The organism is Ereboglobus sp. PH5-10, from assembly GCF_029504735.1.
In the GTDB taxonomy this organism is placed as follows: domain Bacteria; phylum Verrucomicrobiota; class Verrucomicrobiia; order Opitutales; family Opitutaceae; genus Ereboglobus.
Map to the genome: position 1 here is coordinate 402,888 of NZ_JAQFIP010000001.1, position 25,394 is coordinate 428,281.

A 25,394-nucleotide genomic window follows, 5' to 3' on the forward strand; every position below is an offset into this window, starting at 1 on the left:
GCATCCATCGGCCATTGCGAATGGCCGGCGCGCCCGGTGGACCAAACGCCGCGGCGCTACATTCGGAACGAGCCGCTTAGGGTGAAGATGGCGGAGACGATTGCGAAGGCGATGAAACCGACAAAAACAAAGGTGCCGCCGAGCATCACGCTCGTGATGACCTTCATGAAAAAGTTGAGCTGCGCCGAAACAATCTTGCGGTAGCTGTTCGAGATTTTTTTCAGGCTGGGCACAATGCTGCCGGTGTTTTCGCCGATGGCGAGCTGGTCGAGCACAAGCGGCGGAAAACACTCGGTGCGCTGAAGCGCGGAGGAAAGCGCCCCGCCCTCCATGACGTGCGCGCTCGCGTCGCCAAACGCCTCGCGATGCACGGTGTTGCCGATTTGGCGCTCGGTGATCTTGAGCGCGTCGGTGGTGGTGATTCCGTTTTCGAGAAGAATCGAGAGCGTCTGGCTGAAGGCGAGCACGCTCTGGCTCATGGTAAAGTTTTTCGTAAGCGGGAGCTTGAGCAGCCAGCCGTCGGTGATGTGGCGGCCCCTGGCGGTTTTCCGCCAGCGCCAGAAGGCGATCGCGCCGAAGACCAGCGCGCCCGCAATGAAGATGCCGTAGTGCAGCGCAAAGTCAGACATGCCGACCATGAGGCGCGTGGACGCGGGGAGTTTGCCGCCGAGCGAATTGAAGAGCCCCTGCATGCGGGGCATCAGGAAAAACATAAAAAAGAGAATGACGCCAAACGCGACTGTGAGCAGCAGTATGGGATAGGCGAGCGCGCTGACAAACTGGCGGCGCAATTCGTTTTGCTCGTTGTAATGCGCGATGAGCCGCGTGAGCACCTCGCTGAGGCCGCCGGTCGCCTCGCCCGCCTGGATGAGGTTGATTGCCGACGTATCGAAGACTTGCGGGAACTCCGCCATCGCGCGCGAGAGCGTGGCGCCCTCGCCGATGCGCTCCCAAAGGCTGGCGCACAAAAACCGGAGCTTGGGCTCGCGTATGCGCTGCGAGAGCATGCGGAGCGACTCGCCCGCGGAGAGTCCGCTCGAGACGAGATCGGAAAGCGCCTCAAGGAACGGAAGCTGTTCCTTTTTGGAAAGAGGCTTGGGCTTTTTCGATTTCGAGCCGCGGGAGGAAGCGGATTGTTTTGGGGATGATGCGGCGGCGCCCGATCTGGCGGCCTTGCTTTTTGCGGGCTTGGCGATGACCGCGCCGCCCGCGGTGACCTCCTCGATCCGCTGGGGTTGCAAACCGCGCGCGGTGAGGTGGCGGAGGGCATCCTTGCGACTGGGCGCCTCCAGCGTCGAGGTGACGGTCTGGCCGGAGCGGTCGCGGGCGGTGTAAGTGTAGGCGGGCACGGGAAAAGAAGCTAGAAGATGAAGATCGAAATGGGCGAAGCCGGGCGAAGACAATTTGAGATGCGAATAGCATTTGGCGGACAACAAGCTGGCAGAATATCAGGGTTTTTTCTCCTGACTCCCGTCTCCTGACACCTGTCTCCTTTGCTTGGCTTCATTTTTCCGCGGCGATGACCCGCACGATTTCGTCGAGGGTGGTGTGGCCGGCCTTCACTTTTTCCCAGCCGGAGATTTGCAATGGTTTCATTCCGTTTTCGCGGGCGCAGGTGGCGAGGGCTTGCGTGCTTTCCCGGCGGAGGATGAGTTCGTGGAGGGCTTCGTCGGGCTTGAAGATTTCGAAGATGCCGATGCGTCCGCGGTAGCCGGTGTTGCGGCAGCGGTCGCAACCGCAGGGAACCTTGAGGGTTTCGACGCAGTCGGCCTCGTCGGGGTCGATGCCGAGGACGCCGAGCGTTTCGCGGAGCTTGAGCTTGTTGACGGGCTCGTGCTTCGAGCAGTCGGGACAGAGGCGGCGCACGAGGCGCTGGGCGATGACGAGCTCGATCGCGGAGGCGACGAGGAAGGGCTCGATGCCCATGTCGATGAGGCGGGTGATGGCGCCGGGGGCGTCGTTGGTGTGGAGCGTGGAAAACACCAAGTGTCCGGTGAGCGAGGCGCGGATGGCGATGTCGGCGGTGTCGCGGTCGCGGATTTCACCGACCATAATGACGTCGGGGTCCTGACGGAGAATCGAGCGGAGCGCGGTGGCGAAGGTGAGGCCGATTTCCGGTTTCATCTGCATCTGGTTGACGCCGGGAACCTCATATTCGATGGGGTCCTCGACGGTGACGATGCGCAGGTCGGGCGAGTTGATGTAACGCAGAAATGCGTTGAGCGACGTGGATTTGCCGGAGCCGGTGGGGCCGGTGACGAGAATGATGCCGTGCGGATATTCGAGCACGGTTTTGATTTCGCGTTGCTCGTCGGCGCTCATGCCGAGGCGGTCCATCGTGTAGGCTTCCTTTTTCTGGTTGAGGAGGCGGAGCGAAACGGACTCGGCGTAAATGGTGGGCGCGGTGGCGACGCGGATGTCGAGGACGTTGCCCCCGGCGCGAAAGTTGATGCGTCCGTCCTGCGGCAGGCGCTTCTCGGAAATGTTGAGCTTCGCCATGATCTTGAGGCGCGAGATGATGGCGTCCTGAAAGCGGAGCAGGTTTTCGGGCACGGGCACGGGCACTAGCAGGCCGTCGACACGGTAGCGGATTTGGAGGCGGCCCTCCTGCGGTTCAAAATGGATGTCGGTCGCCTCGTCGTTGACGGCTTGCGTGATAACGTCGGTGACGAAACGCACGACGGCGGCGTCCTCATCGACATCGTCGTCGGCTTGCTGGATATTTTCGGGGGCGATGTAATCGTCGTCGCTGCCCTCGAGCGAACCGGAGCCGACGCCGAAGCGCTCGATTATGAGTTGGTGGACTTTGTCGGGATTGCCGAGATACCAGACGAGGGGACGCGGCGTGAAGGTGCGTATCCAATCGACAATGGCGGAATCGGGCGGCCATGAGGTCGCCAGCACGAGGGGCGATTGGGAATGGGGAATGTGGATTTCGGAATGCGGAGTTAGGGACGCTGGCGCGACGCCGGAAGATGGTTCGGCGGGCTGGGTTTGGCTTTCTCCATTCCGCATTTCGAAATCCGCATTCCGAATTGGAATGATTTGGTAATCGTGGATGAGGCGGGCAGGCAGGAGACCGAGGGCGTCGGAGTCGGCCACTAGGTTTGTGACGGTGGGGAGGTTCGCGGCGGCGGCGAGTGCGTCGAGGGTGTCGGGGTCGGTTTTGACGAGAGCCGCGGCCAGGATTTTGAACCGCTGGGCGCGCGGAGCCTCATTGATGGCCTGCACTTGCTCTTCGTCGAGCCGACGGGCGAGTGAGTCGGGAAGCGAGGTGTCGGTTAATAACATGGCGCGCGCTTTTCTGGTGCGGTTTTTGCAAGGGAACGCAAACGCTCAGCCCCTTTTCTTTTTCTTGTGACGCTTGGGCTCGGCGGGGAGGTCCGGCAGCGCATTGACGTCGTCCTTCGGCGGCGAGGGTGTTTGCCCGAGGACTTTTTGCACCTCGGCTTTGTTGCTCATGCGCTCGAGCTGTTCCATGGCGGGCGCGTTGTCCGCGGCGGTGTTGGTAAGGACGGTGGGGCGCAGGAAGAAGATGAGTTCGGTGCGAGTCTGGCTGCGAGAGCGCTTGCCAAAAAGGTCCCCTATAATCGGAATGGGACCGAGACGGTTTCTGGCTTTTGTAGAGGCGTTTTTCTGAATGCCACCGAGCACAATAATTTCCCCGCTTTTGACGATGATGGACGAGGAGGTATTTCGTTTTCCGATAATATATTGAGTATTCTCATCAACTGTAACGGTGCCGGAAACATCGCTGATTTCTTGTTGAACATCGAGCTGAACGCTCCCGTCGTAACCTATGAGCGGGGTTACGGTAATGGTGGTGCCAATTTCCATCTGGGTGACAGATGAGGTCCTGTTTGAACTGACGTCGCTGACCATGCTGGAGGTGATGACGGGGCGCGTTTCACCTATGAAGATTTTGCCCTCTTTGTTGTGCATCGTGGTGATGGCGGGCACTGAAACGATATTGCTATTATTTTTGCGCGGCGTGGAGCCAAGACCGATGATAGCGGTGAGAGGTTGCAGAGACGATCCGTAGGATGAACCATCTTTGTTGCCACCAAAGGTGAATCCGGGACCGGAACCGGCAATTCCGGTGAGTTTGCCATTCTCCACATTAAAACCAAGCGCATCGATGCCGCTTTGGGCTTCATCTGTGAGAGTGACCTCGGCAATGACGACCTCAATGCGGACTTGCGCGAGGAGAACGTCGAGTTTTTCGACGAGCTCCTTGATGATGCGGATGTCGTCAACCGTGCCGGACACGACGATGGCGTTGATGCGGGTGTCGGGTTGCACGGTGATGAAGCTGCTGAACTCGTTGCCCTCGAGCCCGAGGCTGCCGCCGGTGATGCCGCTGGCGGGCGTGGCGAAGGCGGGGCGCACACTTGCGGACTGGGTTCGTTGCTGGGAGGTGTTTCGGTTTTGCGTGGTGGCGCGCTGCTGGGTGTTACGGTTGGCCGAGGTGGTTTGCGTGGTGCGCTGTCGCTGGGTGGCGCTGGTGCCGCCGCTGGATTGCGCGGCTTGGGCGGCGCGGGTTTGCCCCGAGATGATGTTGCTGAGAAGCGTGGCGACATCGCCGCACTGCGCGCTCTTGAGGCGGATGACTTCGTTGCGGGTGTTGGGGTCGGCCTTGGTGTCGAGTTTTTTGATGAGGTCGTCGAAAAACGGAAGCTGCCGCGGATCGCCGATGACAACGACCTGGTTGGTGCGATCGTCGGAGTTGAACGTGGTGGAGGCGCCGAGCTGCTGCTGGAGCGGGCCGGTGAAGAGCGCCTTGATTTTGTTCACGATGTCCGAGGCCTTGGCGTATTCGAGCGAGTAAAACTTGGCCTGCACGGGCGTGGCGGCGGGACGGTCAACCTGCTTGATGATGGTTTCGACACGCTGGAGCGTGGAGATGGTGTCGGTGACAAGGAAGGCGTTGGCGCGCTCAAAAATGGAAATTGTCTGTATCTGCGCGTTGAGCATCGTGCTGATCATGGGGACGAACTCGCTGGCGCGAAGAAACTCGAGCTGGAAAAACTTGCTGGCGATGCGGCCCGAGGGCGCAAGGTCGAGCGTGGAGCCCTCTATGATGGTAGGCGCCTCGCTGCGAACGGTGTTAATGGGGACGAGCAGGAGGAGTTTTTCGCCGCGCGGAACGAGCGCGAGCTGGTTGACGGTGAAAAGCGTCTCGATGGCCTGCAACGCCTCGGCGCGCGTGGGCGGGGTGGCGAAGGAAAGCGAGAGGTCGGCGACATTGGGGAGCGTGGCGGGGCGGATGACGGTGCGTCCCGTGAGTTTTTCAAGCTCGGGGATGGCCATCGAAAGCGGCAGCGCGGTCCAGTTGATCGCGATGCGATCATCGGGATTGCCGGAGGGGGCAAGCGCGGGGGCGGCGGGGAGTTCAGCGTCGGCCTGCGTCCACGGGGGCGAAAGAAGTATGGGGGAGCCGCCGGGTTGCGCCCGCGGCGCGGCCGGCGTGTTTCGTGCGATGGCCGGCAAAAACGCAGTGGCTGTGAAAATTGAGGCAAGGGCGATGCGGAGGATGCGCGGGGTCATGCTGGAGAGATGGGAAATTGGCTGCGATGGTTTGCTCGGCGGAAGGCGGAGAGTTGAGAGGGTGTTGGCTGAAAAGAAAAGAGCGAAGAACGGGTTGGGCATGAAATTTGGCGGAGGTTTTGCAACGGGGCAAGACGTCCCTTGGCGCGGCAGGTTGCACGGGGCCTGACTCTAAATTAGCCGGAGTGCGCAAAAACGGCGCGCGAACATTAATCGCGGAACCGGGCATTTTTTTGGCATTGGAAGTTTCTCCTTGATGCGCGGCGGCGGGACTCTCATCTTCCGTGGTTCAATCGGATCGGGGCGTAGCTTAGCCTGGTAGAGCGCTACGTTCGGGACGTAGAGGTCGTGAGTTCGAATCTCACCGCCCCGACCATTTGAGACAACCGGAGCGGACGTGCGTCCGCTTTTTTTATTTTGAGAACGGATTATGCAGCCGTTCGTTTTCCAGGGTCGTGAGCGGGCCGTGTCCCGGGGCGATCACTGTCTTGCCGGGAAGCTCGGTGAAAAGGCGTTTCAGGCTGTCGGCAAAACTCTGCGCGCAAAAATAACCGCGCCCCGCCGAGCCCGCAAAAATCAGGTCGCCCGACACGAGCATTTGCGTGGCGTCGGGCAACGCGGGCGCGCTCACGACATAGCTGTTGTGCGCCTCGGCGTGGCCGGGCGTCTTGATCGCGCGCACCTCAAACGCGCCGTAGCGCAAGCGCGCGCCCTCGCCCATCGCGAAGCCGCCGCCGACCTCGCCGGCCATGGCGCTTGTGTCCGAAATGCAAATGCCCTCGGGGAAAAACACGGGCGCGCGACCAAGGATGCGCTGGAGATCCTCCAGTCCGCCGGTGTGCTCGGTTTCGACATGCGTGATAAAAACGGCCTCGATCTTGCGAATGCGTTTCGGCCAGACGCGCTCGATTTGCGCATAGTCGGAGCCGGCGTCGAAAAGAATGCCGGAGGACTGGCCGCACTCGGCGACGATGTAGGCGTTGGCCACGCCGATGCCGTGGGGCGTGCGCAGCGGATAAAGGCAGAAGGGCAGGCCGGAAATCTCGGGCAGCGGATAACGATTCTGCGCGAGGGCGAGCAGGCCCGGCTCGTTGAGGCCGAGCGCGACGGCGAGCCGCTTGAGCTCGTCGGGCGTCAACTCATACCGATAGTCGATGGCGTCGTGTATTTTCTCGGCGGACACGCCCGAGCGCTCCGCGAGCGCCTGCTCGGTGCAGCAAGCGTGCCGCATCGCCTTGTCCAGGACGTCGCCGAGCTCGTCCTCCAGAGGTGCGTATTCGATGACCACGGCGGAAATGTGGCACGGGGTTTGGCGAGGCGCACGTTAAAAGTGCCCGCTTCTACTTTACAGGCGGCGCGGCGGCGGGCAATTTCGCGGACGATGGATTCGCAACAACAAGAGATTCTGGATATTTTCACTCGCACGCGCGCGTTGTTGCGCGGGCATTTTGTGCTGCGCTCGGGATTGCACAGCGGGCATTTTTTCCAATGCGCGCAAGTGTGCCAGGACATGGCCGCGGTCACACGGCTGACCGAGTTGCTGCTGCCGAAGCTCGCCGGCTTGAAATTCGAAACCGTGCTCGCGCCCGCGATGGGCGGGCTTGTGATCGGGCAGGAGGTCGCGCGCCAGACAAATTCGCGCTACATTTTTGTTGAGAAGGAAAACAACGCGCTCGTCATGCGCCGCGGCTTCAAGATCGCCCCCGGCGAGCGCGTGCTCGTGGTCGAGGACGTGGTGACGCGCGGCGGCCGCGTGGTCGAGGCGCTCAACATCGTCAAGGCATGCGGCGGCACGCCCGCCGGCGTGGCGATGCTCGTGGACCGCAGCGCGGGCGCGGCCAAGTTCGAGGTGCCCGCGGTTTCGCTGCTGGAGTTGAGCTTCCCGACCTGGCCGGCCGACCAGCTGCCTCCGGAAATCGCAAAACTGCCGGTCGAAAAACCGGGCAGTTGACGGACTCGGGCGCGGATAAATTCCAAAAAAACAAAACGCGGATAGCTGAAAATTCCCATGTCACAATTCGATCTCATTGTCATTGGCGGCGGACCGGGCGGTTATGTCTGCGCTTTTCGCGCCTCGCAACTCGGCCTCAAGGTCGCGCTCGTCGAAAAGCGCCCCACCCTCGGCGGCACCTGCCTCAACGTCGGCTGCATCCCGACAAAGGCGCTTTTGCATTCAACCGAGCAATACGTTTTCGCCCGTGATCACGCCGCCGCGCACGGCATCAAGTTCGACGGCGTCGCCGCCGACATCGCGACCATGATGAAGCGCAAGGACTCCGTCATCGCCAAACTCACCGGCGGTGTCGCGCAACTCGCGAAGGCGCGCAAGGTCACCGTGTTCAACGGCAGCGCGAGTTTTGCCGGCGGCCCGGGCCACCAAGTCGAAGTCACCTCGACCGACGCCTCGACGGGCGGCAAACCCATCACGCAAACCATCTCCGCTCCGAACATCGTCATCGCCACCGGATCGCTGCCCGCCGAATTACCCTCGGTCAGGATCGACGGCAAAAACATCATTTCCAGCGACCAGGCCATCGCGCTCGACGAGGTGCCGAAAAAACTCGTCGTCATCGGCGGCGGCGCGATCGGGCTCGAGCTCGGCTCCGTTTGGGCGCGCCTCGGCGCCGATGTGACGGTTGTCGAATTCCTGCCCAAAATCGCCGCGGCGTGCGACGACGACATCGTGCGCAACTTCACGCGCCTCCTCCAAAAACAAGGTCTCAAAATCGAAACCAACGCAAAGGTCACCGGCGCGAAGTTCAACGGCCCCAGCGGCGTGCTCGCCGCCGAGCGCGACGGGGCGGCGCTTGAGTTTACCGCGGATAAAATCCTTCTCGCCGTGGGCCGCCGCCCCAACACCGAAAACCTCGGCCTGGAAAAAATCGGCGTCGCGCTCGATCCCAAAGGCCGCATCCAAGTCGATTCGGAATTGCGCACCAGCGTCCCCGGCATTCGCGCCATCGGCGATGTTGTCGCCGGCCCGATGCTCGCTCACAAGGCCGAGGAGGACGGCGTTGCCGCCGCCGAGTGGATCGCGGGAAAACACGGCCGCATCAACTGGGATTTTGTTCCGGCGATCATCTACACCGCGCCAGAGGTCGCCACGGTCGGCCTGGGCGAGGACGCGGCGAAGGCAAAAGGCATCGAGGTCAAGACGGGGCGCTTCAACTTTGCCGCAAACGGACGAGCCATCGCCAGCGACACGACCGACGGCTACGCGAAAATTATCGCCGACGCAAAAACCGACACGATTCTTGGCGCGCAAATCCTCGGGCATGGCGCGGGGGAGTTAATCGCCGAGGTCGTCGCGCACATGGAATATGGCGGCAGCGCCGAGGACCTCGCGCGCACCATCCACGCGCACCCGACGCTGGGCGAATCGATCAAGGAAGCCGCGCTCGCCGTCAGCAAATCGGCGATTCACGCATTGTGAAATCAGGGGAGGCGGAGTCCCGCCCCGCCCTTTTTGCATAAAAAACCCGGCGCGCGGAAGCGGGCCGGGCTCGGAAACGCGATGCGTTTGGAGAATGTTATTTGATTTCCTTGTGAACCGTGCGGCGCTTGAGGAAGGGATTGTATTTCTTCTTCTCAATACGCTCTGTCACCGTCTTTTTGTTGCGCGTGGTGAGATAACGCGAGACGGGTTTCCCCTCTTTGCGGGCTTCGGTGCACTCGAGTATGACGACTTCTTGCATAATGTTTTAAAATTGTTGAACGGGTGAGCAAACCAGCGCGGCGGCACAGCGCAACCACAATCTTGCGTCTAAAAATTTCGCCAAAACACAATCCATACGCCCCTCCGGCATGCGCGGACGCTCGACTTTCCCCCGCCGACTCGCATTAGCTGTGGGGGGGGCACCTCCCCTCCATTTCAAAAATTCAAAAAATTCTCCCATGCCACTGACCTTCGACAAACCGCTTCCCGAATTGCGCAAATATCGCGGCACCAATCCGCGCCCGGCGGATTTCGACGCCTACTGGCGCGCCGCGCTGCGCGAGCTCGACGCGACGCCCGCCAACGCCGAGCTCGTCCCCAACCGCGCCATCGCGCCCGCCGGTGTCGAGTGTTTCGACCTGTGGTTCGACGGCACGCACGGCGCCCGCATTCACGCCAAATACCTGCGGCCCGAGCGCACGCCCGAAAACACGGACAAACGGCATCCCGCCGTGCTTCTTTTTCACGGCTACTCGGGGCACAGCGGCGACTGGCAGGACAAGCTCGCGCTCGTCTCGCAGGGCTTTTGCGTGGCCGCGATGGATGTGCGCGGACAGGGCGGGATTTCGGAGGACACCGGCGGCGTCAAGGGCAACACCCTGCGAGGGCAGATCATTCGCGGCCTCGACGATCCCGATCCGCACAGGCTGTTTTTCCGCGATGTGTTTCTGGACACCGCGCAACTGGCGCGCGCTGTGATGACGTTTCCGGAAGTCGATGAAAAACGCGTCGGGGCAACCGGCTGGTCGCAAGGCGGCGCGCTCACACTCGCGTGCGCCGCGCTCGAACCGCGCATCAAGCGCGCCGCGCCCGTGTATCCGTTTCTCTGCGACTACCAGCGCGTCTGGCAAATGGACCAGGCAAAAGACGCGTATGACGAGTTGCGCTATTTTTTCCGCCAGCACGATCCGCTCCACGAACGCGAGGAGGCGATCTTCACAAAGCTCGGCTACATCGACTGCCAGCATCACGCGCACCGCATCAAGGCGCGGATCATGCTCGGCATTGGGTTAATGGACACGGTCTGCCCGCCATCGACGCAGTTCGCCGCCTACAATAAAATCAAATCGAAAAAGCAGATGGTGTTTTACCCGGATTTCGCCCACGAGCCGCTGCCCGGCATGCACGATAAAATTTTCGAGTTCATGCGCGGATTGTGAAACTGCGTCCGCATTGGGCGGGGTAAGCGCGCCGAAAATTGCGAGCGGCAAACACGGTGATTTTTGCGCATCCGTTTGACGTGTTTGTTGATGCGGCGACATAGCGCGGTCTGCCGCCCAACCCCGGCAGGGCGCAAAAAAACGAACCGGCTTTAGGCCGGTTCGTTTGTGGTAAAACGTGTCGATTGTCGTTTATCAACCGAGGCGGGCCTTGAGGGCTTCGCGCTGGGCCTTGAGCTCGGCGGGGAGCTTGGCGCCCACCTTCGCAAAGAAGGTCTCCTGGTCGGCCACTTCGGCTTTCCATTTCTCGACGTCAACCGCTTGGAGCTCGTCGAAGATGGCTTTGTCGAAGCTGGCGCCGTCCCAGTCGAGGTCGTCGAAGGAGGGCTGGTAGCCGATCGCGCTTTCCGCGGCCTTGGCGCAGTCGCAGCCGACGGCGCGGCCGACGATCCACTTGAGCACGCGGGCGTTTTCGCCGAAGCCGGGCCAGATGAACTTGCCTTCGGCATTCTTGCGGAACCAGTTGACGTGGAACACGGCGGGCATCTTGGCCTTCTTGGCCATGTTGAGCCAGTGCTGGAAGTAGTCGCCGATGTGGTAGCCGCAGAAGGGCAGCATGGCCATCGGGTCGCGACGGACTTGGCCGACTTTGCCCGCGGCGGCGGCGGTCATTTCGGAGCCCATCGTGGCGGCGATGTAAACGCCTTGTTCCCAGCTCTTGGCCTGGTAGATGAGCGGCATGGTGTCGGGGCGGCGGCCACCGAAGATGAAGGCGCTGATGGGCACGCCGGCGGGATCTTCCCAAGCGGGGTCGATCGTCGGGCATTGGGCGGCGGGCGCGGTGAAGCGGGCGTTCGGGTGAGCGGCTTTGACACCGTTCTTGCCGTCCGCGGGCGTCCACTTGTTGCCCTTCCAGTCGATGAGTTCGGCCGGGGGCTCGTCGGTCATGCCTTCCCACCAGACTCCGCCTTCGGGTGTGAGGGCGACGTTGGTGAAGATGGTGTTCTTGGCGAGCGAGGCCATCGCGTTCGGGTTGGTCTTGACGGAGGTGCCGGGCGCAACGCCGAAGAAGCCGGCCTCGGGGTTGATCGCGCGGAGGGTGCCGGTGGCGTCGGGTTTGATCCATGCGATGTCGTCGCCGACGGTCCAGACTTTCCAGCCTTTGTCGAGGAGCGCCTTGGGCGGAATGAGCATGGCGAAGTTGGTCTTGCCGCAGGCGGACGGGAAGGCGGCGGAGACGTAGGTCTTTTCGCCTTTCGGGTTTTCAACGCCGAGGATGAGCATGTGCTCGGCCATCCAGCCTTCGTCGCGGGCCATGTTGGAGGCGATGCGGAGGGCGAAGCACTTTTTGCCGAGGAGGGCGTTTCCACCGTAGCCGGAGCCGAAGGACCAGATTTCGCGGGTCTCGGGGAAATGGACGATGTATTTCTCGGGGTTGCAGGGCCAGATGACGTCTTTTTGGCCTTCCGCGAGGGGAGCGCCGACGGAGTGGAGGCAGGGGACGAAGGGTTTCTCGCCCTTGTCGATTTCCTTGAACACGGCGGCGCCGATACGGGCCATGATGCGCATGTTGGTGACGACGTAGGCGGAGTCGGTGAGCTCGACGCCGTTTTGGGCGATGGGCGAGCCGATCGGGCCCATGCTGTAACCGAGCACATACATGGTGCGGCCTTTCATCGAGCCCTTGAAGAGGCCGGTGAGCTTGGCGCGCATTTCAACGGGGTCGGCCCAGTTGTTGGTCGGGCCGGCGTCGTCCTGCGACTTGGAGCAGATGAAGGTGCGCTCTTCAACGCGGGCGACATCGCTGGCGTCGGAACGGGCATAGTAGCAGCCGGGCCAGAGGTTTTCGTTAAGTTTGGTGTAGGTGCCGCCGGCGACGAGCTTGTTGCACAGATCGTCGTATTCGGCTTGCGAGCCGTCGACCCAGTGGATGGCGGCGGGCTCGCACAAGGCGGCCATTTCATCGACCCAGGCGAGAAGCTTGGCGTTTTCGCTGAGTGGTTTGTTGGATGGTATGTTTGTTTTCATCGGGTGGAAACTGGGTTGTGTGAGTGTTTCTGATGTTTTGGTTTTGTTCGTGTGTTTCTGTCTTTGGAAATGACGAGACAGAAAAGGAACGCGTATTTTACGAAGGCTTCGCGCCGCAATTCAATCATTTGTTTTTTCGGACGGCGTTTTTTACGTTCACACGATTTATTGACATGGAGCGGAGATTGAGTGGGGCGAATGAAAAACCCCCGCTTTAACGTGGTGAAACGGGTGGCCTTAGCCCTCCTCGCAAGCGAATGGCGTTTGCCAGCGCTGCCGTTGGGCAGCCCCGGAAAAAGACACCGCCCCGCAGAGCCTTCGACAGCACCAACGCGCGTGGGCGATTGGATTCAACCGCTCAATGGCGGGAACCTGTTGATGCGTTACAAACAAAGCCCGGATTTGTAACGGCTTTCACGTTGTGCGCACGCGGGCAATCGGATGGATTGCAACCCAGAACCAGGCTTTCTGGTATTTAAAACAACAACCCAATAATAAAAAAATAACACAATGAGCACCGACAAGCTTTTAACAAAATCCTTTCTTCAGTCCTGGAAAAAAGCCATGCATGCGCTAGCGCTGTCGGGAAAGGACCTTCCCCTCGAAACGGGTGCGAAAAAACACTGGTTTCAAGCTGAAAAAGGAATATCGGACATTCTCAAGGAGGTCGATGCGGCCAATGAGGCCTGCCTGGCCGCGCTGGAAAATCCAAAAAAATTAAAGTCCGCCTATGAAAAATTCGAAAAGAAGAGCAAATCCGTATACAAGATGGGGGATGCTTATTTGGATAAAGTATTCAAGGCAAACAAAGGGGGAAGCAAGGAGCTGGACCAGGCTCGCATCAAATTAAAAGCGCTGGAGTCGGAAGCTGAAATTAGGGTCACATACTACAAGGACAAGGTGAAGGAACTTGCGGGAAAGCCCGACAAGCAGATAGAGAAAGGTGATATAAAAGCCGTGATCACCGCATACCTGGCTTTTCAAAAGGAATGGATGGCGCTGGATTCGGCAATTCGCCCGGCATTGCTCAAGGCCAGCAAAACCCTGGACATCAAATTCAAGGACAATGACAATCCCGCGCCCAAGGAGATCGCCCCCTATGTTGCCGTTATATCCGAGGCATTGGGAAAGAAGCGGCTCGCAAGATTTCGCGCCGTAATTGGCAAATATGCCCGCATACTCCCGGCAGTGAATCACGGCATCGGCACCAAGGATACGCGGGTGGACAAATTGATGGACGGTCTGGATCTGACCATAAGGATAATGGAAAATGACTTGAAGGGAGCCAAGTCGCTTCGCGAATTAAGGAAAGCCATGGACTTATACGAAGACAAACTCAACATGAGTCGCGCCGACATAAACATGGCGGTTATCAACGCGAAAAAGAAATAGTTAATGGCGCTCATAACGCGGACAGCAAAAAAGCCCCGGCCTTTGCGCCGGGGCTTTTTTGCGCATTTTTATAAATAGCGCGGTCGTTTTGGCAGGGCGGTTGGCGCCGGCAATTCCTGGTGCGCTCGGCTCGGACATTTTATCAGGAATTCGGTTTCGAACCGCTCCCCAAGCATCCATTGCATCTGTTCCTGATGTTGAAGGAAGCGAGGAAACAATTGCCACGTCATTGAATGGTTGCGTGCCCGGCTCGTTTGAGTTTGCCCGGTTCTATTTTGAGCGCGTCTAACTTTTGAGTGGCCGCTGATTCTGACAAAGGACGAAAATCAAAACCTTTTCTGAGGTGTTCTGCCGGTTAATCGCCCACCCATCATAATGCTCAGCGGATTTTTCCCACTGCATCGCGCAACTCTGCGTTCTCCGGCCAAGCTCGAACCCGCGCTGCAAGCAAGTCAATATATTCTCTTGGTAGCTTCACATCCGTGTGCGCCCATGCTTGTGCAAATTGCACATACGTCTGCTGCGACTCGACGCCCTGCTTGAGTGCCTCAACCAATGGTTCGATGACGGTGTCCAGTTCGTCTTTTGTCAAGCGGTGCTTTTCGCCTTTCAACGCCAATAGATTTTCGAGCCGCAGCCGTGAGAGCATACGCCACGCCGTGGGGCGCACAACCTTTTGGGACGCCATTGCTTTTTCGAGCATAGCGGCCGCGCTGTATTTCCGGCCGTGCGCGGCTTCGCTCAGACCGAGCGCGGCTATAAACTCCGGATCGTTGCGCGCGTGCACGGATTCGTCGTTGGTCTTGAGCAGCACTTGGCGCGCCATGTCGCGCGCGCCGCAAAGCGCGAACCAATCGCTCACAATTCGCGTTGTCTCGCTGCGCCGCGCCGGGCGAAACTTCAGCGAGGGAATGTCATTACGGGTGAATTTCGCCACGACAATCGCGCATGGCCCCCATGGGTTATCTTTGAATTCGGGGTCGTTTTTGCCGAGCTGTCCGAAAAAATCATACATGCGCGCACGAAACGTGTCGTAGTCCATGCCGAAGTATTCCTTAAAAACAGATTCATTCGTCCGCTGCTTGTTCGTGTTCACAACAAACCGCGCAAAAGCTTCTCGTATTTTGTCGTCCGCCGCAAACGTGCAGTAATACACAAAATCCCGCGCCTCGCGCGCCACGATAATCGATGCGTTTCTACTCGCGACAGTTCGTTGCACGCGTCTTGTTTTTCGGGGTTTTGGCTCAAGGAATTCACCGAGGCTCGCATTCGGCGCGAGCGCGAAATCACGCCAGATTTTCCTTCGGTTCACAATAGCATCCCTGCTGGTTCCTTGAGGGAAATCCGGAGCCCTGCTCAACAGTGCGGTTTCACACATGACACAGTAGCGGCCAAAACTCATTTCATAATCGTCTATCGAAAACCATGCGGGCCTATATTTGCATCTGTAGATCGGTGATCCGAAACCGGGGCTTCCCAGTGGCGGCGGCGGCGTGGATTGCTGGTGACCGCGCAAACTGTTGAGCGCCGTGGATAACCACAGCACGCTACCGCAGCCCGCCTGAATTTCGACGCACATGAGCAAATAGTTAAGTGCAAGGTCGATGGCATTTTCGGTTACACGCTCATCAAATGGCGTTTCGTTGTCGAGATATGCTTGCGGCATGAATTTTAGGAACACAGCTTGCTCGCTGTCGTAAAAACCGCTCACAAGAATTGGCCTCACATCACTAGCTTCGCGGCCCAAATAGACACCCGGCGGCGGGTTATCGCGGGCGTATTGAAGGCCGTCCTTGCCAGCAAGAACGAGATAACGTTCGACGCCTTGGTCGTTGATGAAAATGATTTTTGCGGGTAACTCGCGCCTCATTCGAAAGAGCGTGTTGCTTTGCTCAAACACGCTGATGATTTGCTCCGCACGCTGCATGATACGTGTGATGAGCTTGCTGTTATCAACTGCCGAGAGAATTTCGAAATGGGGCGAACGCATGTAACGCCATTCATGTCTCGGTGTGGATACAGTGAGAGTATCAAGTGTGACAATGTCCTCATTCGCCGCATGGCCATGCGGCTGCGCGAGCGCAAACACCAACAGAAACAGCAACGCCCTAGAACCCAGTTTCATGTAATCCAAGATGCGCGATGTGCGACAAAAGACAAGCACAACGGATGCATATTGAAATCATCACGCCGGGGCATATCATAAAAATTCCATTAAAACCACGCGTGCGCCAAGAATCAACGACATCCCGCCAACGAATTGCGATCACCACCATCCCCCTACGCATGCCCGGTTTTAAAAATTAAAAACTGCCATGATATCATATTCGTATTCGGACGCGCACAACCAAAAGGCAATATCCTTGGTGGCAGGAGGCGTTGCGCACTGCGCAAGCGTCTCTTTGCGTCTCTCAAAATTTGAGACACGCACCGTTCGTCATTACATATTAAGCTTGACCATATTCCATTCATAATAACACATATGAAACTTGTAGGATGGCGACGATACTGGATGTGACTCCCAACACATCCTTCAAAGTAGACACCATGAAAACAAATACTACGATGAAAACCTCAAATATATTAAAATATCTACTACTGTCAGCCTGCATTATCCTCCTTGGTCAACAAGCGCACGCTTGTGAGGAGTGCGGCGAGGGCGGTGGAAATGATTATGATCCCTGCTCCAATTGCGGGGATGCCGAATGCGGCGGAGACTGCTCATCATGCGGAAATTGTGGAGGCTATACTTGTCCAGGCACCGAGTGTATGGGCGAATGCCCTAATTGCGGTAACGCTGCCTATGATTGTAGCTGTGAGCTATGCCCCAATTGCGGGGGCACTTTCGATGACTGCAACTGCGGGCCATGCCCCAATTGCGGCAGCGACAACTGCAACACCGAATGCTCATATCCAACCTGCCGCTATTGTGACGGGGAATACTGCATGGGGGAGTGTATGGAATGGTGCCCCCTGTGTGATAGCGACGGGGAGTGTATTACAACTTGTCCTTGGTGGATTGATCCCGATGACATCGATCCAGACCCCGGCTCCGAAATCACCCCTCCCGTGCTATGTCCCGATTGCGGCAGAAATGACTGTTGCGGGAGTGCGTATTGCGAATGTGGGGATGCCGGTTGCACATGTGGACCGTGAAATATCATCGGCACCGCACGTAATTTTCTGTTTATAACCCAAGGCAGACGTTTTGCGCCCGCCTTGGATTTCTTGAAAAGAAAGCGTAATATTGAAGATGTTGCGCATCTATTTACGGAGCATTTGTATTCGGACGCATGCAATCGAAAACACGGGACGCACGCATCATCCCTCGTGAAGGAGCAACAGATGGGGGCATTTCTGTTGTTTTTGATTCATAAGCCTTGCATGAGCGTCGCGATGATTTTTTCGCGCAGGTGGGTGCTGCGGAGTTTGGATTCGTTGTTGCGCACGGCCATGCCGTAGGCGGCGGGTTCGCCTACGATGAAGACTTTTTTCTTTCCGCGCGTGATCGCCGTGTAGAGGAGGTTGCGCTGGAGCATCATGAAATGGCCCTTGAGCAGCGGGATGATCACGACGGGGTATTCGCTGCCCTGGCTCTTGTGGATGCTGATCGCGTAGGCGAGCGCGAGGTCGCCGGTTTCGTTTTTCTCGAAGGTCTGGATGTTGCCGTCGAAGTCGATCGTGAGCGCGCCGGTCTCGGGGTCGGCGGAGGTGACGGCGCCGATGTCGCCGTTGAAGATGTTTTTGTCGTAGTTGTTGCGAAGCTGGATGACTTTGTCGCCGGTGCGGTAGCGGCCGGAGAGCGACTGGTAGCCGCGCGCGCGCGGGTTGAGCGCGGTCTGGAGCTGCGTGTTAAGGTTGCCGACGCCGGCGACGCCCTTGTGCATGGGCGCGAGCACTTGCACGTCGCGAATGCGGTCGAACCAGTCGTAATGGCGCGGAATGAACTCGGTGCAGAGCGCGATGGTTTTGCGCAGGCAGTCGTCGGGCGAATCGGCGATGACAAACGTGAGGTCGCCCCATGCCTGAATCGCGGAGAGTTCGTGCGCCGATGGCGGAAGCGACGGGTCGCCGTTGTTGATGGCGTGCGCCGTGGCGACAATCTGGCTCTGGCCCTTCTGCCGGTGGATGACATCGAGGCGGGTTACGGGAATGGCCGGATTTTGGATTTTGGATTTTAGATTTTCGATTGAAGAATCCACAAACGCAGATGCGCCGTCAGGCGCGGTGGCCTTTGGAATTTGAGTATTGGAATTTGGAATTTGCGACGGAGGCGGCAGCGCCGCCGCAGTCGCTATGATGTCCTTGAGGACGTTGCCGGCGCCGACGCTGGGGAGCTGGTCGGTGTCGCCGACGAGGAGCAGGTGCGCGCGCGAGGGGATGGCTTGGAAGAGCGAGGCGGCGAGGCGGGTGTCGAGCATCGAGGCTTCGTCAACGATGAGAAAATCGGTGGAGAGCGGCGTGTCCTCGTTGGCGGAGAAACCGCCCTTGGCGGGATCGTATTTGAGGAGGCGGTGGATGGTGCTGGCGAAACCGCCGGTGGATTCGGCGAGGCGCTGCGCGGCGCGGCCGGTGGGCGCGGCGAGGTGCACGCGCACGCGCTTGGCCTTGAGGATTTCGACGAGCGCGCGGAGCGACGATGTTTTTCCGGTGCCGGGGCCGCCGGTGAGGATGGAGATTTTTGAGCGGAGCGCGGCGAGGATTGCGGCGCGTTGCTTGTCGGCAAAATTGATGCCCGCTTTTTTCTCCGCCCACTCGACGGCGATCTCGTCCTTGATGGGCGGCAATCCGCTGGGGACGCGAACGAGCCGCGCGATGGTGGCGGCGATTTTTTGCTCGGCGCGGTTGAGAAGCGGAAGCTGGATGAGCGGAAGAATACCAGAGGCCGGAGTGCCAGAGGCCAGAGGACCAGAGTCGGACTCCGGCAGGGTAGCGTCGATGGGATTGGTGGAAACAGTTTCTGGATTTCGTCCTTCCGGCCTCTGGCTCTCTGGTCTCTGGTATTCTGGCCTCTGAAAATGCGCGACGAGTTGCTTGGTCTCGATGAGCTTGGCGACGCGGCTGGCAAGAAGCTCGGGGCTGGTTTCGAGGAGTTGCGCGGTGTAGTCGATGAGGTCGGCCTCGCGGAGCGCGGTGTGGCCCTCCTCCTGAAGCTCGTCCATCGCGAAGAGGATGCCGGCGTCGAGGCGCGGCGGGGCGTCGTTGGCAAAGCCGAGATTGATGGCGATGCGGTCGGCGGTTTTGAAACCGATGCCGTCGATTTCGCGGGCGACGCGGTAGGGCTCGTTTTTCAGGATCGGCATGGCCTCGTGGCCGTAGCGGTCGATGAGCTTCACGCATTGCGACGTGGTGACGCCGTAGGTCTGGAGGAAGATGTGGATTTCGCGAAGGGCGCGCTGGTCGTCCCATGCTTTTTTGATCGCGGCGGCGCGGACCTTGCCGATGCCGGGAATGTTGCGGAGCTTGGCGGATTCCTCGGAGAGCACGCGAAACGTGTCGGTGCCGAGCGCGTCGACGATTTTGTTGGCGTAAACCTTGCCGATGCCGGGAACGAGTCCGGAGCCGAGATATTTGCGGATGCCGTAAACGGACGAGGGCAGCTCGGCCTTGAAGGACTCGACCTTGAACTGGTCGCCGTGCTGCGAGTGTTTTGTCCACTGGCCGGCGAGGTGGAGCGTCTCGCCGCATTGCGCGCCGGGGAGCGCGCCGACGATGGTGATTTTTTCGGCGGGTTTCGCGCCGTCGCTGTCGGGGCGGAACTCGGCGATGGTGTAGTGGTTTTCCTCGTTGAGAAAGATGATGCGCTCAAGCACGCCGGTGAGTTTGTCGGCATGTGCGGCGGAGGCGGAGCGTGTGTTTTGGAAATTGGCCACGTGCGAGGGATTGGGCGAAATGAACCCCGAAAAAAGCGGATTCACCGGAAAAGTCCAACGGCGAAATCGTTCGATTCTTTCCTCAATCGGGACTTGTGACGGGGCTTACAATCTTTTTGCTACCCTTCCTTATGTCTCCGCAGCAACCAGACGCCAACCCATCCGAAAAACTCTCGCGCTATGAGCCCGAAGTGCGCGAGGCCTACGCGCGCTATCGTGAAACAGGCGACGTGGATGCGGTGCAAATCGTAATCATTGCAATGGTGCGCGAACATTTGCCAAAACCCTCGGACGCGCCGATCACCGACGAACAAAAACTGGTCGAGGACCTGGGTTACGATTCGCTCGCGGTGGCCGAGGTGGTCTTCGCAATCGAGGACACATTCGGGCTGCGCATCGAGACAAGCGAGATCATGCAGATCAGCACAGTCGGAAGCCTGAAGGAATTTATCGCAAAAAAACTCGGGCCGAAAAATGAGTGAGGCGCGCGTCATGCCCACGGATAAAAAGGGACGCCGGCGCGTGGTGATTTCGGGCGCGGGGTTTATCACGCCGATCGGAAACGACTGGGCAGGCGTGGCGTCGAGCCTGCGCGAGGGGCGGCACGGTTTCGAGCGGGTGGAGTTTTTCGGAAACCCGAACGTCCCCGTGAAGGTGGCGGGCACGGTGAAGGATTTTGTCGTGGAGTCGATGAACTGGCGCGATTGGAAATGGCCCGCGCGCTACGAGATCGCCCGCGAGACATTGCGCGGCCTGGCGCCGCACGGCGTGTATGCGATTTGCGCGATCGACCAGGCGGCTGAGCACGCGGGACTGGCGCGCGGGGCGCTGGCGAACGACGATGCGACGGGCCTGTATTGCGCATCGGCGGGCTCGGCGATGATGCTGCACGGGCATCTCGGCCAGATGGACAGGACGCGCGGCGAGCGCGGCAACCCGATGGGCGTGGTGAGCTCGATCAGCGGAACGCTGAACTTCAACCTTGCGGCGCACTACAAGATCACCGGCTCGGTGTGCGGGTTTGTGTCGGCGTGCGCGTCGGGCAGCCACGCGCTCGGCTACGCGTGCGACGACATCCGGCTCGGCCGCCTCAATCGCGCGGTCGTGGTGGCGGGCGAGGAACTGAACGCGGAAACACTGCTGCCGTTCGCGGCCATGCGCGCTCTTTCGCCGCAAAGCGACCCGAACGTGGCATCGCGTCCGTTCGACACGGCGCGCGACGGTTTCGTGGGCGCGGGCGGCGCGGTGGCGTTGATTTTGGAGGATGCCGAGACCGCCGCGGCGCGCGGCGCGCGCGCGCTTGCCGAAATCGCCGGCTGGGGACAGGCGGCGGACGGCCACAGCGTGGCCATGTCGCATCCCGAGGGACGCGGTCTCGCAAACGCGATGAAACGCGCGTTATCCGACGCCGGCGCAGACGCTGGGGAAATTGATTACATCAACGCGCACGGCACCTCCACGCCGGTCGGCGACCGCGCCGAGGCGCTGGCGATCAAGACGGTTTTTGACACAAACAAAAAGCAACCGCGAATCAGCAGCACCAAGGCGCTGACCGGACATCCGCTGTCACTCGCCGGAGCGATGGAAACGGCGTTCTGCGTGCTGGCGATGAACGAGGGCTTCATCCCCGGCAACCCGCATCTTGTGAACACCGACCCCGTGTGCGAAGGCCTGGATTTGCCCCGCGAAACGCTGAATGAGCGCCCGCGCCTCGTGTTGAACAACAGCAGCGGCTTCGGCGGCAGCAACGTGTGCCACGTGCTGCGCGCGGTGGGATGAGCGGTTATCTGGGACCGATGCGCCGGGGAGAAATCCCAAACAGGCGGAATGCGTTGCATTAATTATTGCCGAGCATGACATCGCGCACGGCTTCAAGATAACCAAAACCGTGGAGCATGTCGGGAAGCAGATAGCTTCCCTCCACCCATTCGTTCCACGCATTAATCGTGATGATCTTGGGCTGCTCCGGATGGTTGTCGGCATACTCCTTGGCCTTCCTGAGAAGCATGGCGAAACTCGCCGGGGTGTTGTGATAACAGGTCACATCCTTTTTTCCCTTGGCGGGAAAACGGGGCGTGTCATCCCAGCCCACCGAAACGCACGGGAACAACGGAATGTCGAGGATCGCGTCCCATTGCTCGCGTATTTTCCGCGCGTTGCTTCCGTGTGTGAGATAGTCCGGATCAAATCCGCCCATGTTGTAGAACGCCATGCTGTCAAATCCGATCCCGGTGATTCTTTCCAGGGTGGACTTTCGTTTTGCGGCGTCCTTCGGGAAAGATCCGCCGCCGGAATTCATTTGAAGGTGAAGGCCGGGAAACCCCGCCTTCTTCACCTCGGTGCGGAAGTAGTCGATCGCCTTGCGCGTCTCCGCAATGTCCCCGCCAAAGCTTTCGACCAGCTTCCGGGTGCTGAACACTGAAAACACCGGGCATCCGTTTATTTTGAGATAATTGGGTTTTGTGAAGTATTGCCTGATGACTCTTTCAACAATGATTTTGAAATTTTCCCAATCCACGCGCGCGTTCCACAACAACGTCTCGTCGTCGCCATGGCGATGGTGGTTCCAATAGTTTTTTTTCACATCGTGGTTGGCCCACATAATATAAAAATTCATTTTTTCATTATTACGGGCCTTGAGAAAGCCGTCGTTTAGCGCGCTTTCCAAATACGGGCCCCCATCATACCAATACCAGTCGTATACGAAGGTGTTCACGCCATGCTTCACGGCCGTGTCGATCCATCGCTCGACCACCCTGGGGTCGTTGTCCATTTCATAACCCCACAACGGCTGGCGCGGTTGATAGTGCCCCTCGAAGCGCGGATTTCCCTTTTTTATCACCTCCCACTCCCCAATCCCCTCGGGCCACAAATGTTTTTCGGCCATCGGATCATTGTGACACGAAGGCCAGACGTATGCCGCGACAATGTAATCATTCCGGGTGGCTTCCGATACGGGGCGGCCTTCGCGCGCGGGCATCACGCACACGGAAAGAAGCCAGCACGCCAGCGGGAGTAACATCAACTTCTGTTTTTTCATGGGGCGATTAAATCCTGTTCCATTCGGGGCGTTTGTTCTGCGGCCATTGGGCCGCGTCCCAAATGACATTTGGCCCGGTTTCGCCTGTCAACCAAGGAGACAACCGGGGCTGCTCGGCACAATCCGAATTCCACAAGTCAAGGCGCGCGCTACCTTCGGCGGTTGTAAACCGTCGCGCCATTTTCATTTTTTGGAAGCGTCAGCATGCCGCCTATGCGGGGCAGAGTTTCGTGCTGCACGGGGCGCATGGGACGCTCCTCCAATTCGGCCTGTTGCGCGTCGTCGCTGCTGCTGGACATCGTGACCCCCCAGTAAACGTAGACGTTGGACTCGCGGCGCTTTTTGTAGATTTTGTCGTAATACACCCCGATCGGAAATATCTCGTTGATGGTTTTTCCGGGCAGCAACGGCAGGTTTCCCATGACCACGCCGCCGGGCAGAAGCTCGCTCGCCCAGTCGCCCGTGCTCGATATGATCGGAGTGTCGTCGGTCGAGAAAAACACGGACATCTGGCCCGGCACATCAAACGCCCCGCGCGCAATAAAGTAGGGCTTGTCCGAGTTGTTCCGCATCACGAAGCGGATCGCGAGCCGAGAGGTGACATCGTCCTCAAGCGTCACCGTGTATTCAATCGCCGTGCCGGGAATTGTCCCGGTGTTGGTCGAATACACCATCGCCTGGGCTTGGGCGGCATTTGCAAAAACAACACTGCCGAGGGCCAGCAACACGAGGCTGCGTTTGTTGGAAAAAAGACGGCGGAAGATAAGCATGGGCAAAGGGTTTATCGATGTAGTTCTTTGCCCTGCCGTGGCAAAGCGAAAATCAATTGGCGTTTGAATTTTTCCGCCGCCTGAAAAAAACTCGCACAAAATTTGCCCGCCGTTTCCCTATTGGGGCGTGAGCCAGCCCCAAGACGACACCCCGGCGCCCACCCCGCAGACAACGCCCAAGCTGCGCTCGCTGCGCCATCGGGCGCCGCTGCTCTGGATACTGATCCCGTTCATGGCCGGGCTTGCGGCGGCAAAAACCGCGCCGCACGCGCTTCCGGCCGGCTGGCTTCTGGGTGGGGCGTTGGTGCTCGCGCTCGCGAGCATCGCCCTTGCGCCGCGGCACTGGAGCGGCCTCGTCGCGCTTGTGCTGTGCGTGCTTTTGAGCGGGGCGGCTTCCTACGAAATCAATCGCAGCCGGCTCGCCTCCTACGACGCGCTTCCGCCGCGCGAAGCCCGGCTCACGCTGCGCGTCACGCACACCTTTGCCCAGGGCGTCCGCGGCGCGCGGGGCAAATCCGACGCGCCGCGAATCAGCGGACTGGCCCGCGTGACGGATGCCGCGCCGCACTTGCGGGAGCTCGTCGGGCAGCGCGTTTATTATTCCCTCGCACTGCCCGTGGAAACAGGCGGCGGGGAAAAAGAAAACACGCCGCCCCCGATAATCCGCTCCGCCGAGATCACCGCCACCGGCGTGCTTTATTCGCTGCCGCGCCGCGTCGCGGCGGATTCCTTTGACGGATACCTCGCGTCCTCGGGCATGAACTTCAAGTTCTCGCGCGGGCGGCTGCTCGGCGTGGAAAAACCGCCGGACGCCACCGCCGCTTTCTACGAACGAATGCGGCAGCGTTTTTCCAAAATTCTTTCCGCCGGGCTCGAGCACCGGCCGCAGCAGGCGGGCGTTTTGCGCGCGATGGTGCTCGGCCAAAAACAGGACATCGAGGAGCAGCAGCACGCGCTCTTTCTCGGCAGCGGCACGATGCACTTGTTTGCCATATCGGGTCTTCATATCGCCGTGATCGCCACGGGCATCCAGTTTCTTCTTTTGTTTTTGCGACTGCCCGTGTGGCCGCGCGTGATCGCCGGCACGCTCGCGCTCTACGTCTATGTGCAAATCACCGGGGCGAGCCCCTCGGCCACGCGCGCGTTCACGATGGTCGCGCTCCTCCAGGCGTCGCTGCTGCTCCGCCTGCCGGCAAACGCCATCGCCACGCTCGCGTTTGCGGCGCTCGCCACGCTTCTGGTGGCGCCCATGCAGCTCTTCAGCGCCAGTTTCCAAATGTCATACAGCATCGTTGCCGCGCTCCTTTTGTTCGGGCTTCCGCTCGGCGAAACCTGGCTCGCTCGCTGGGTGCCGTTTCGCGACACACCCCAGGTGGCGCGCAACTGGTTTCAGAAAAAAACCGTCGTCGCGCACCGGGCGATTGTTTCCGCGCTCGGCATCAGCATCGCGGCAAGCCTCGTCAGCGCGATTTGCAGCACGATTTATTTCAAGCTCTTCACACCCGGCGCGCTCCTCGCCAACCTCGTGCTGATACCCGCCGCGTCGCTTGTGATTCTCTCGGGTTTTATTTCGCTGTTCTTCGGGCTCATCGGAATCACGCCCCTGAGCGTCCTTTTTAATCACGCCTCGGCGCTCTTGCTTTTCACAATGGAAAAATCGCTGGAGCTGTTTTTGGAAATTCCGGTGGTTGCCATGCCCGCGCATTTCTCGCCGCAATGGACAGGATACTGCGCGCTCGCGCTGCTGCTCGCCTCCTTGCTTTGCGGTTATTCGCAAAAATGGACGCGGAGGCTCGGAGGATTTTGGATGCCCGTTGTCATCGTCGCCGCCGCGCTGCTTTTTTTCGCGCACCGCGGTTGATTCGCGCG

Annotated in this window: 17 protein-coding genes and 1 tRNA gene; 8 read left to right on the forward strand and 10 right to left on the reverse strand. The window is 59.6% G+C overall.

What is annotated here, in order from left to right:
• Window positions 1-56: 56 nt before the first annotated feature.
• From M2447_RS01610 to M2447_RS01620, 3 genes are all read right to left on the reverse strand, one after another.
• A complete protein-coding gene (locus M2447_RS01610) occupies window positions 57-1,349 on the reverse strand; it encodes a type II secretion system F family protein (RefSeq protein ID WP_277557141.1) in 1,293 nt (430 codons plus the stop codon).
• Between the two features lie 154 nt (window positions 1,350-1,503).
• Window positions 1,504-3,291, reverse strand: coding sequence for a GspE/PulE family protein (locus M2447_RS01615; RefSeq protein WP_277557142.1), 1,788 nt, complete (start codon window positions 3,289-3,291; stop codon window positions 1,504-1,506).
• Between the two features lie 45 nt (window positions 3,292-3,336).
• Entirely contained in the window at window positions 3,337-5,649 is a 2,313-nt protein-coding gene (locus M2447_RS01620; RefSeq protein ID WP_277557144.1) for a secretin N-terminal domain-containing protein, read from the reverse strand.
• Window positions 5,650-5,846: 197 nt separating this feature from the next.
• On the opposite strand from M2447_RS01620, the gene M2447_RS01625 reads away from it, so the two are divergent.
• Window positions 5,847-5,923 (forward strand) — tRNA-Pro (locus tag M2447_RS01625).
• A gap of 36 nt (window positions 5,924-5,959) precedes the next feature.
• On the opposite strand, the gene M2447_RS01630 is transcribed toward M2447_RS01625, so the two are convergent.
• Entirely contained in the window at window positions 5,960-6,835 is an 876-nt protein-coding gene (locus tag M2447_RS01630; RefSeq protein ID WP_277557145.1) for an MBL fold metallo-hydrolase, read from the reverse strand.
• Window positions 6,836-6,928: 93 nt separating this feature from the next.
• Between M2447_RS01630 and pyrE the strand changes: the two genes are divergently transcribed.
• Complete coding sequence (gene pyrE / locus M2447_RS01635; RefSeq protein ID WP_277510371.1) at window positions 6,929-7,498, forward strand: orotate phosphoribosyltransferase; 570 nt, start codon at window positions 6,929-6,931, stop codon at window positions 7,496-7,498.
• Between the two features lie 57 nt (window positions 7,499-7,555).
• Window positions 7,556-8,980 (forward strand): dihydrolipoyl dehydrogenase, encoded by a 1,425-nt coding sequence (gene lpdA, locus M2447_RS01640; RefSeq protein WP_277510372.1) that lies wholly within the window; start codon window positions 7,556-7,558, stop codon window positions 8,978-8,980.
• Window positions 8,981-9,077: 97 nt separating this feature from the next.
• Here lpdA and rpmG read toward each other — a convergent pair whose 3' ends face one another.
• The gene (gene rpmG, locus M2447_RS01645) at window positions 9,078-9,242 is read right to left on the reverse strand and encodes a 50S ribosomal protein L33 (protein WP_108824923.1); all 165 of its coding nucleotides are present in this window, start codon (window positions 9,240-9,242) and stop codon (window positions 9,078-9,080) included.
• Between the two features lie 199 nt (window positions 9,243-9,441).
• Here rpmG and M2447_RS01650 point away from each other — a divergent pair, with 199 nt between their 5' ends.
• Window positions 9,442-10,422, forward strand: coding sequence for an alpha/beta fold hydrolase (locus tag M2447_RS01650; RefSeq protein ID WP_277557149.1), 981 nt, complete (start codon window positions 9,442-9,444; stop codon window positions 10,420-10,422).
• Window positions 10,423-10,617: 195 nt separating this feature from the next.
• Here M2447_RS01650 and M2447_RS01655 read toward each other — a convergent pair whose 3' ends face one another.
• Window positions 10,618-12,450, reverse strand: a complete 1,833-nt coding sequence (locus M2447_RS01655; protein WP_277557151.1) for a phosphoenolpyruvate carboxykinase (GTP) — start codon at window positions 12,448-12,450, stop codon at window positions 10,618-10,620.
• Window positions 12,451-12,960: 510 nt separating this feature from the next.
• Here M2447_RS01655 and M2447_RS01660 point away from each other — a divergent pair.
• Window positions 12,961-13,842, forward strand: coding sequence for a hypothetical protein (locus M2447_RS01660; RefSeq protein WP_277510377.1), 882 nt, complete (start codon window positions 12,961-12,963; stop codon window positions 13,840-13,842).
• 379 nt (window positions 13,843-14,221) lie between these two features.
• Here the strand turns inward: M2447_RS01660 and M2447_RS01665 are convergent, their stop codons facing one another.
• Both M2447_RS01665 and M2447_RS01670 read right to left on the reverse strand, forming a co-directional pair.
• Window positions 14,222-15,967, reverse strand: a complete 1,746-nt coding sequence (locus tag M2447_RS01665; protein ID WP_277510378.1) for a hypothetical protein — start codon at window positions 15,965-15,967, stop codon at window positions 14,222-14,224.
• A gap of 1,246 nt (window positions 15,968-17,213) precedes the next feature.
• A complete protein-coding gene (locus M2447_RS01670) occupies window positions 17,214-19,715 on the reverse strand; it encodes an AAA family ATPase (protein ID WP_277510379.1) in 2,502 nt (833 codons plus the stop codon).
• Between the two features lie 131 nt (window positions 19,716-19,846).
• On the opposite strand from M2447_RS01670, the gene M2447_RS01675 reads away from it, so the two are divergent.
• Together M2447_RS01675 and M2447_RS01680 are read left to right on the forward strand one after the other, a co-directional pair.
• On the forward strand, window positions 19,847-20,197 hold the full coding sequence (locus M2447_RS01675) for an acyl carrier protein (RefSeq protein ID WP_277510380.1): 351 nt from the start codon (window positions 19,847-19,849) through the stop codon (window positions 20,195-20,197).
• Window positions 20,198-20,207: 10 nt separating this feature from the next.
• Window positions 20,208-21,494 carry a beta-ketoacyl-[acyl-carrier-protein] synthase family protein gene (locus M2447_RS01680; RefSeq protein ID WP_277557152.1) on the forward strand — a complete coding sequence of 429 codons (1,287 nt, stop codon included), beginning with the start codon at window positions 20,208-20,210 and terminating at the stop codon, window positions 21,492-21,494.
• A gap of 58 nt (window positions 21,495-21,552) precedes the next feature.
• Here M2447_RS01680 and M2447_RS01685 read toward each other — a convergent pair whose 3' ends face one another.
• Both M2447_RS01685 and M2447_RS01690 read right to left on the reverse strand, forming a co-directional pair.
• Window positions 21,553-22,695 carry a glycoside hydrolase family 99-like domain-containing protein gene (locus tag M2447_RS01685; RefSeq protein WP_343215360.1) on the reverse strand — a complete coding sequence of 381 codons (1,143 nt, stop codon included), beginning with the start codon at window positions 22,693-22,695 and terminating at the stop codon, window positions 21,553-21,555.
• A gap of 209 nt (window positions 22,696-22,904) precedes the next feature.
• On the reverse strand, window positions 22,905-23,525 hold the full coding sequence (locus M2447_RS01690; protein WP_277510383.1) for a hypothetical protein: 621 nt from the start codon (window positions 23,523-23,525) through the stop codon (window positions 22,905-22,907).
• A 127-nt stretch (window positions 23,526-23,652) separates the two neighbouring features.
• Here M2447_RS01690 and M2447_RS01695 point away from each other — a divergent pair, with 127 nt between their 5' ends.
• Entirely contained in the window at window positions 23,653-25,386 is a 1,734-nt protein-coding gene (locus M2447_RS01695; RefSeq protein ID WP_277557154.1) for a ComEC/Rec2 family competence protein, read from the forward strand.
• The last annotated feature ends 8 nt before the right edge of the window (window positions 25,387-25,394 follow it).

Excerpts from the sequence above, each read along its gene's own strand:
- M2447_RS01615 (WP_277557142.1), bottom strand. The coding sequence starts at position 3,291 with ATGTTATTAACCGACACCTCGCTTCCCGACTCACTCGCCCGTCGGCTC.
- M2447_RS01620 (WP_277557144.1), bottom strand. The coding sequence starts at position 5,649 with ATGCCCAACCCGTTCTTCGCTCTTTTCTTTTCAGCCAACACCCTCTCA.
- pyrE (WP_277510371.1), top strand. The coding sequence starts at position 6,929 with ATGGATTCGCAACAACAAGAGATTCTGGATATTTTCACTCGCACGCGC.
- lpdA (WP_277510372.1), top strand. The coding sequence starts at position 7,556 with ATGTCACAATTCGATCTCATTGTCATTGGCGGCGGACCGGGCGGTTAT.
- rpmG (WP_108824923.1), bottom strand. The coding sequence starts at position 9,242 with ATGCAAGAAGTCGTCATACTCGAGTGCACCGAAGCCCGCAAAGAGGGG.
- M2447_RS01650 (WP_277557149.1), top strand. The coding sequence starts at position 9,442 with ATGCCACTGACCTTCGACAAACCGCTTCCCGAATTGCGCAAATATCGC.
- M2447_RS01655 (WP_277557151.1), bottom strand. The coding sequence starts at position 12,450 with ATGAAAACAAACATACCATCCAACAAACCACTCAGCGAAAACGCCAAG.
- M2447_RS01660 (WP_277510377.1), top strand. The coding sequence starts at position 12,961 with ATGAGCACCGACAAGCTTTTAACAAAATCCTTTCTTCAGTCCTGGAAA.
- M2447_RS01665 (WP_277510378.1), bottom strand. The coding sequence starts at position 15,967 with ATGAAACTGGGTTCTAGGGCGTTGCTGTTTCTGTTGGTGTTTGCGCTC.
- M2447_RS01675 (WP_277510380.1), top strand. The coding sequence starts at position 19,847 with ATGTCTCCGCAGCAACCAGACGCCAACCCATCCGAAAAACTCTCGCGC.
- M2447_RS01680 (WP_277557152.1), top strand. The coding sequence starts at position 20,208 with ATGCCCACGGATAAAAAGGGACGCCGGCGCGTGGTGATTTCGGGCGCG.
- M2447_RS01685 (WP_343215360.1), bottom strand. The coding sequence starts at position 22,695 with ATGCCCGCGCGCGAAGGCCGCCCCGTATCGGAAGCCACCCGGAATGAT.
- M2447_RS01690 (WP_277510383.1), bottom strand. The coding sequence starts at position 23,525 with ATGCTTATCTTCCGCCGTCTTTTTTCCAACAAACGCAGCCTCGTGTTG.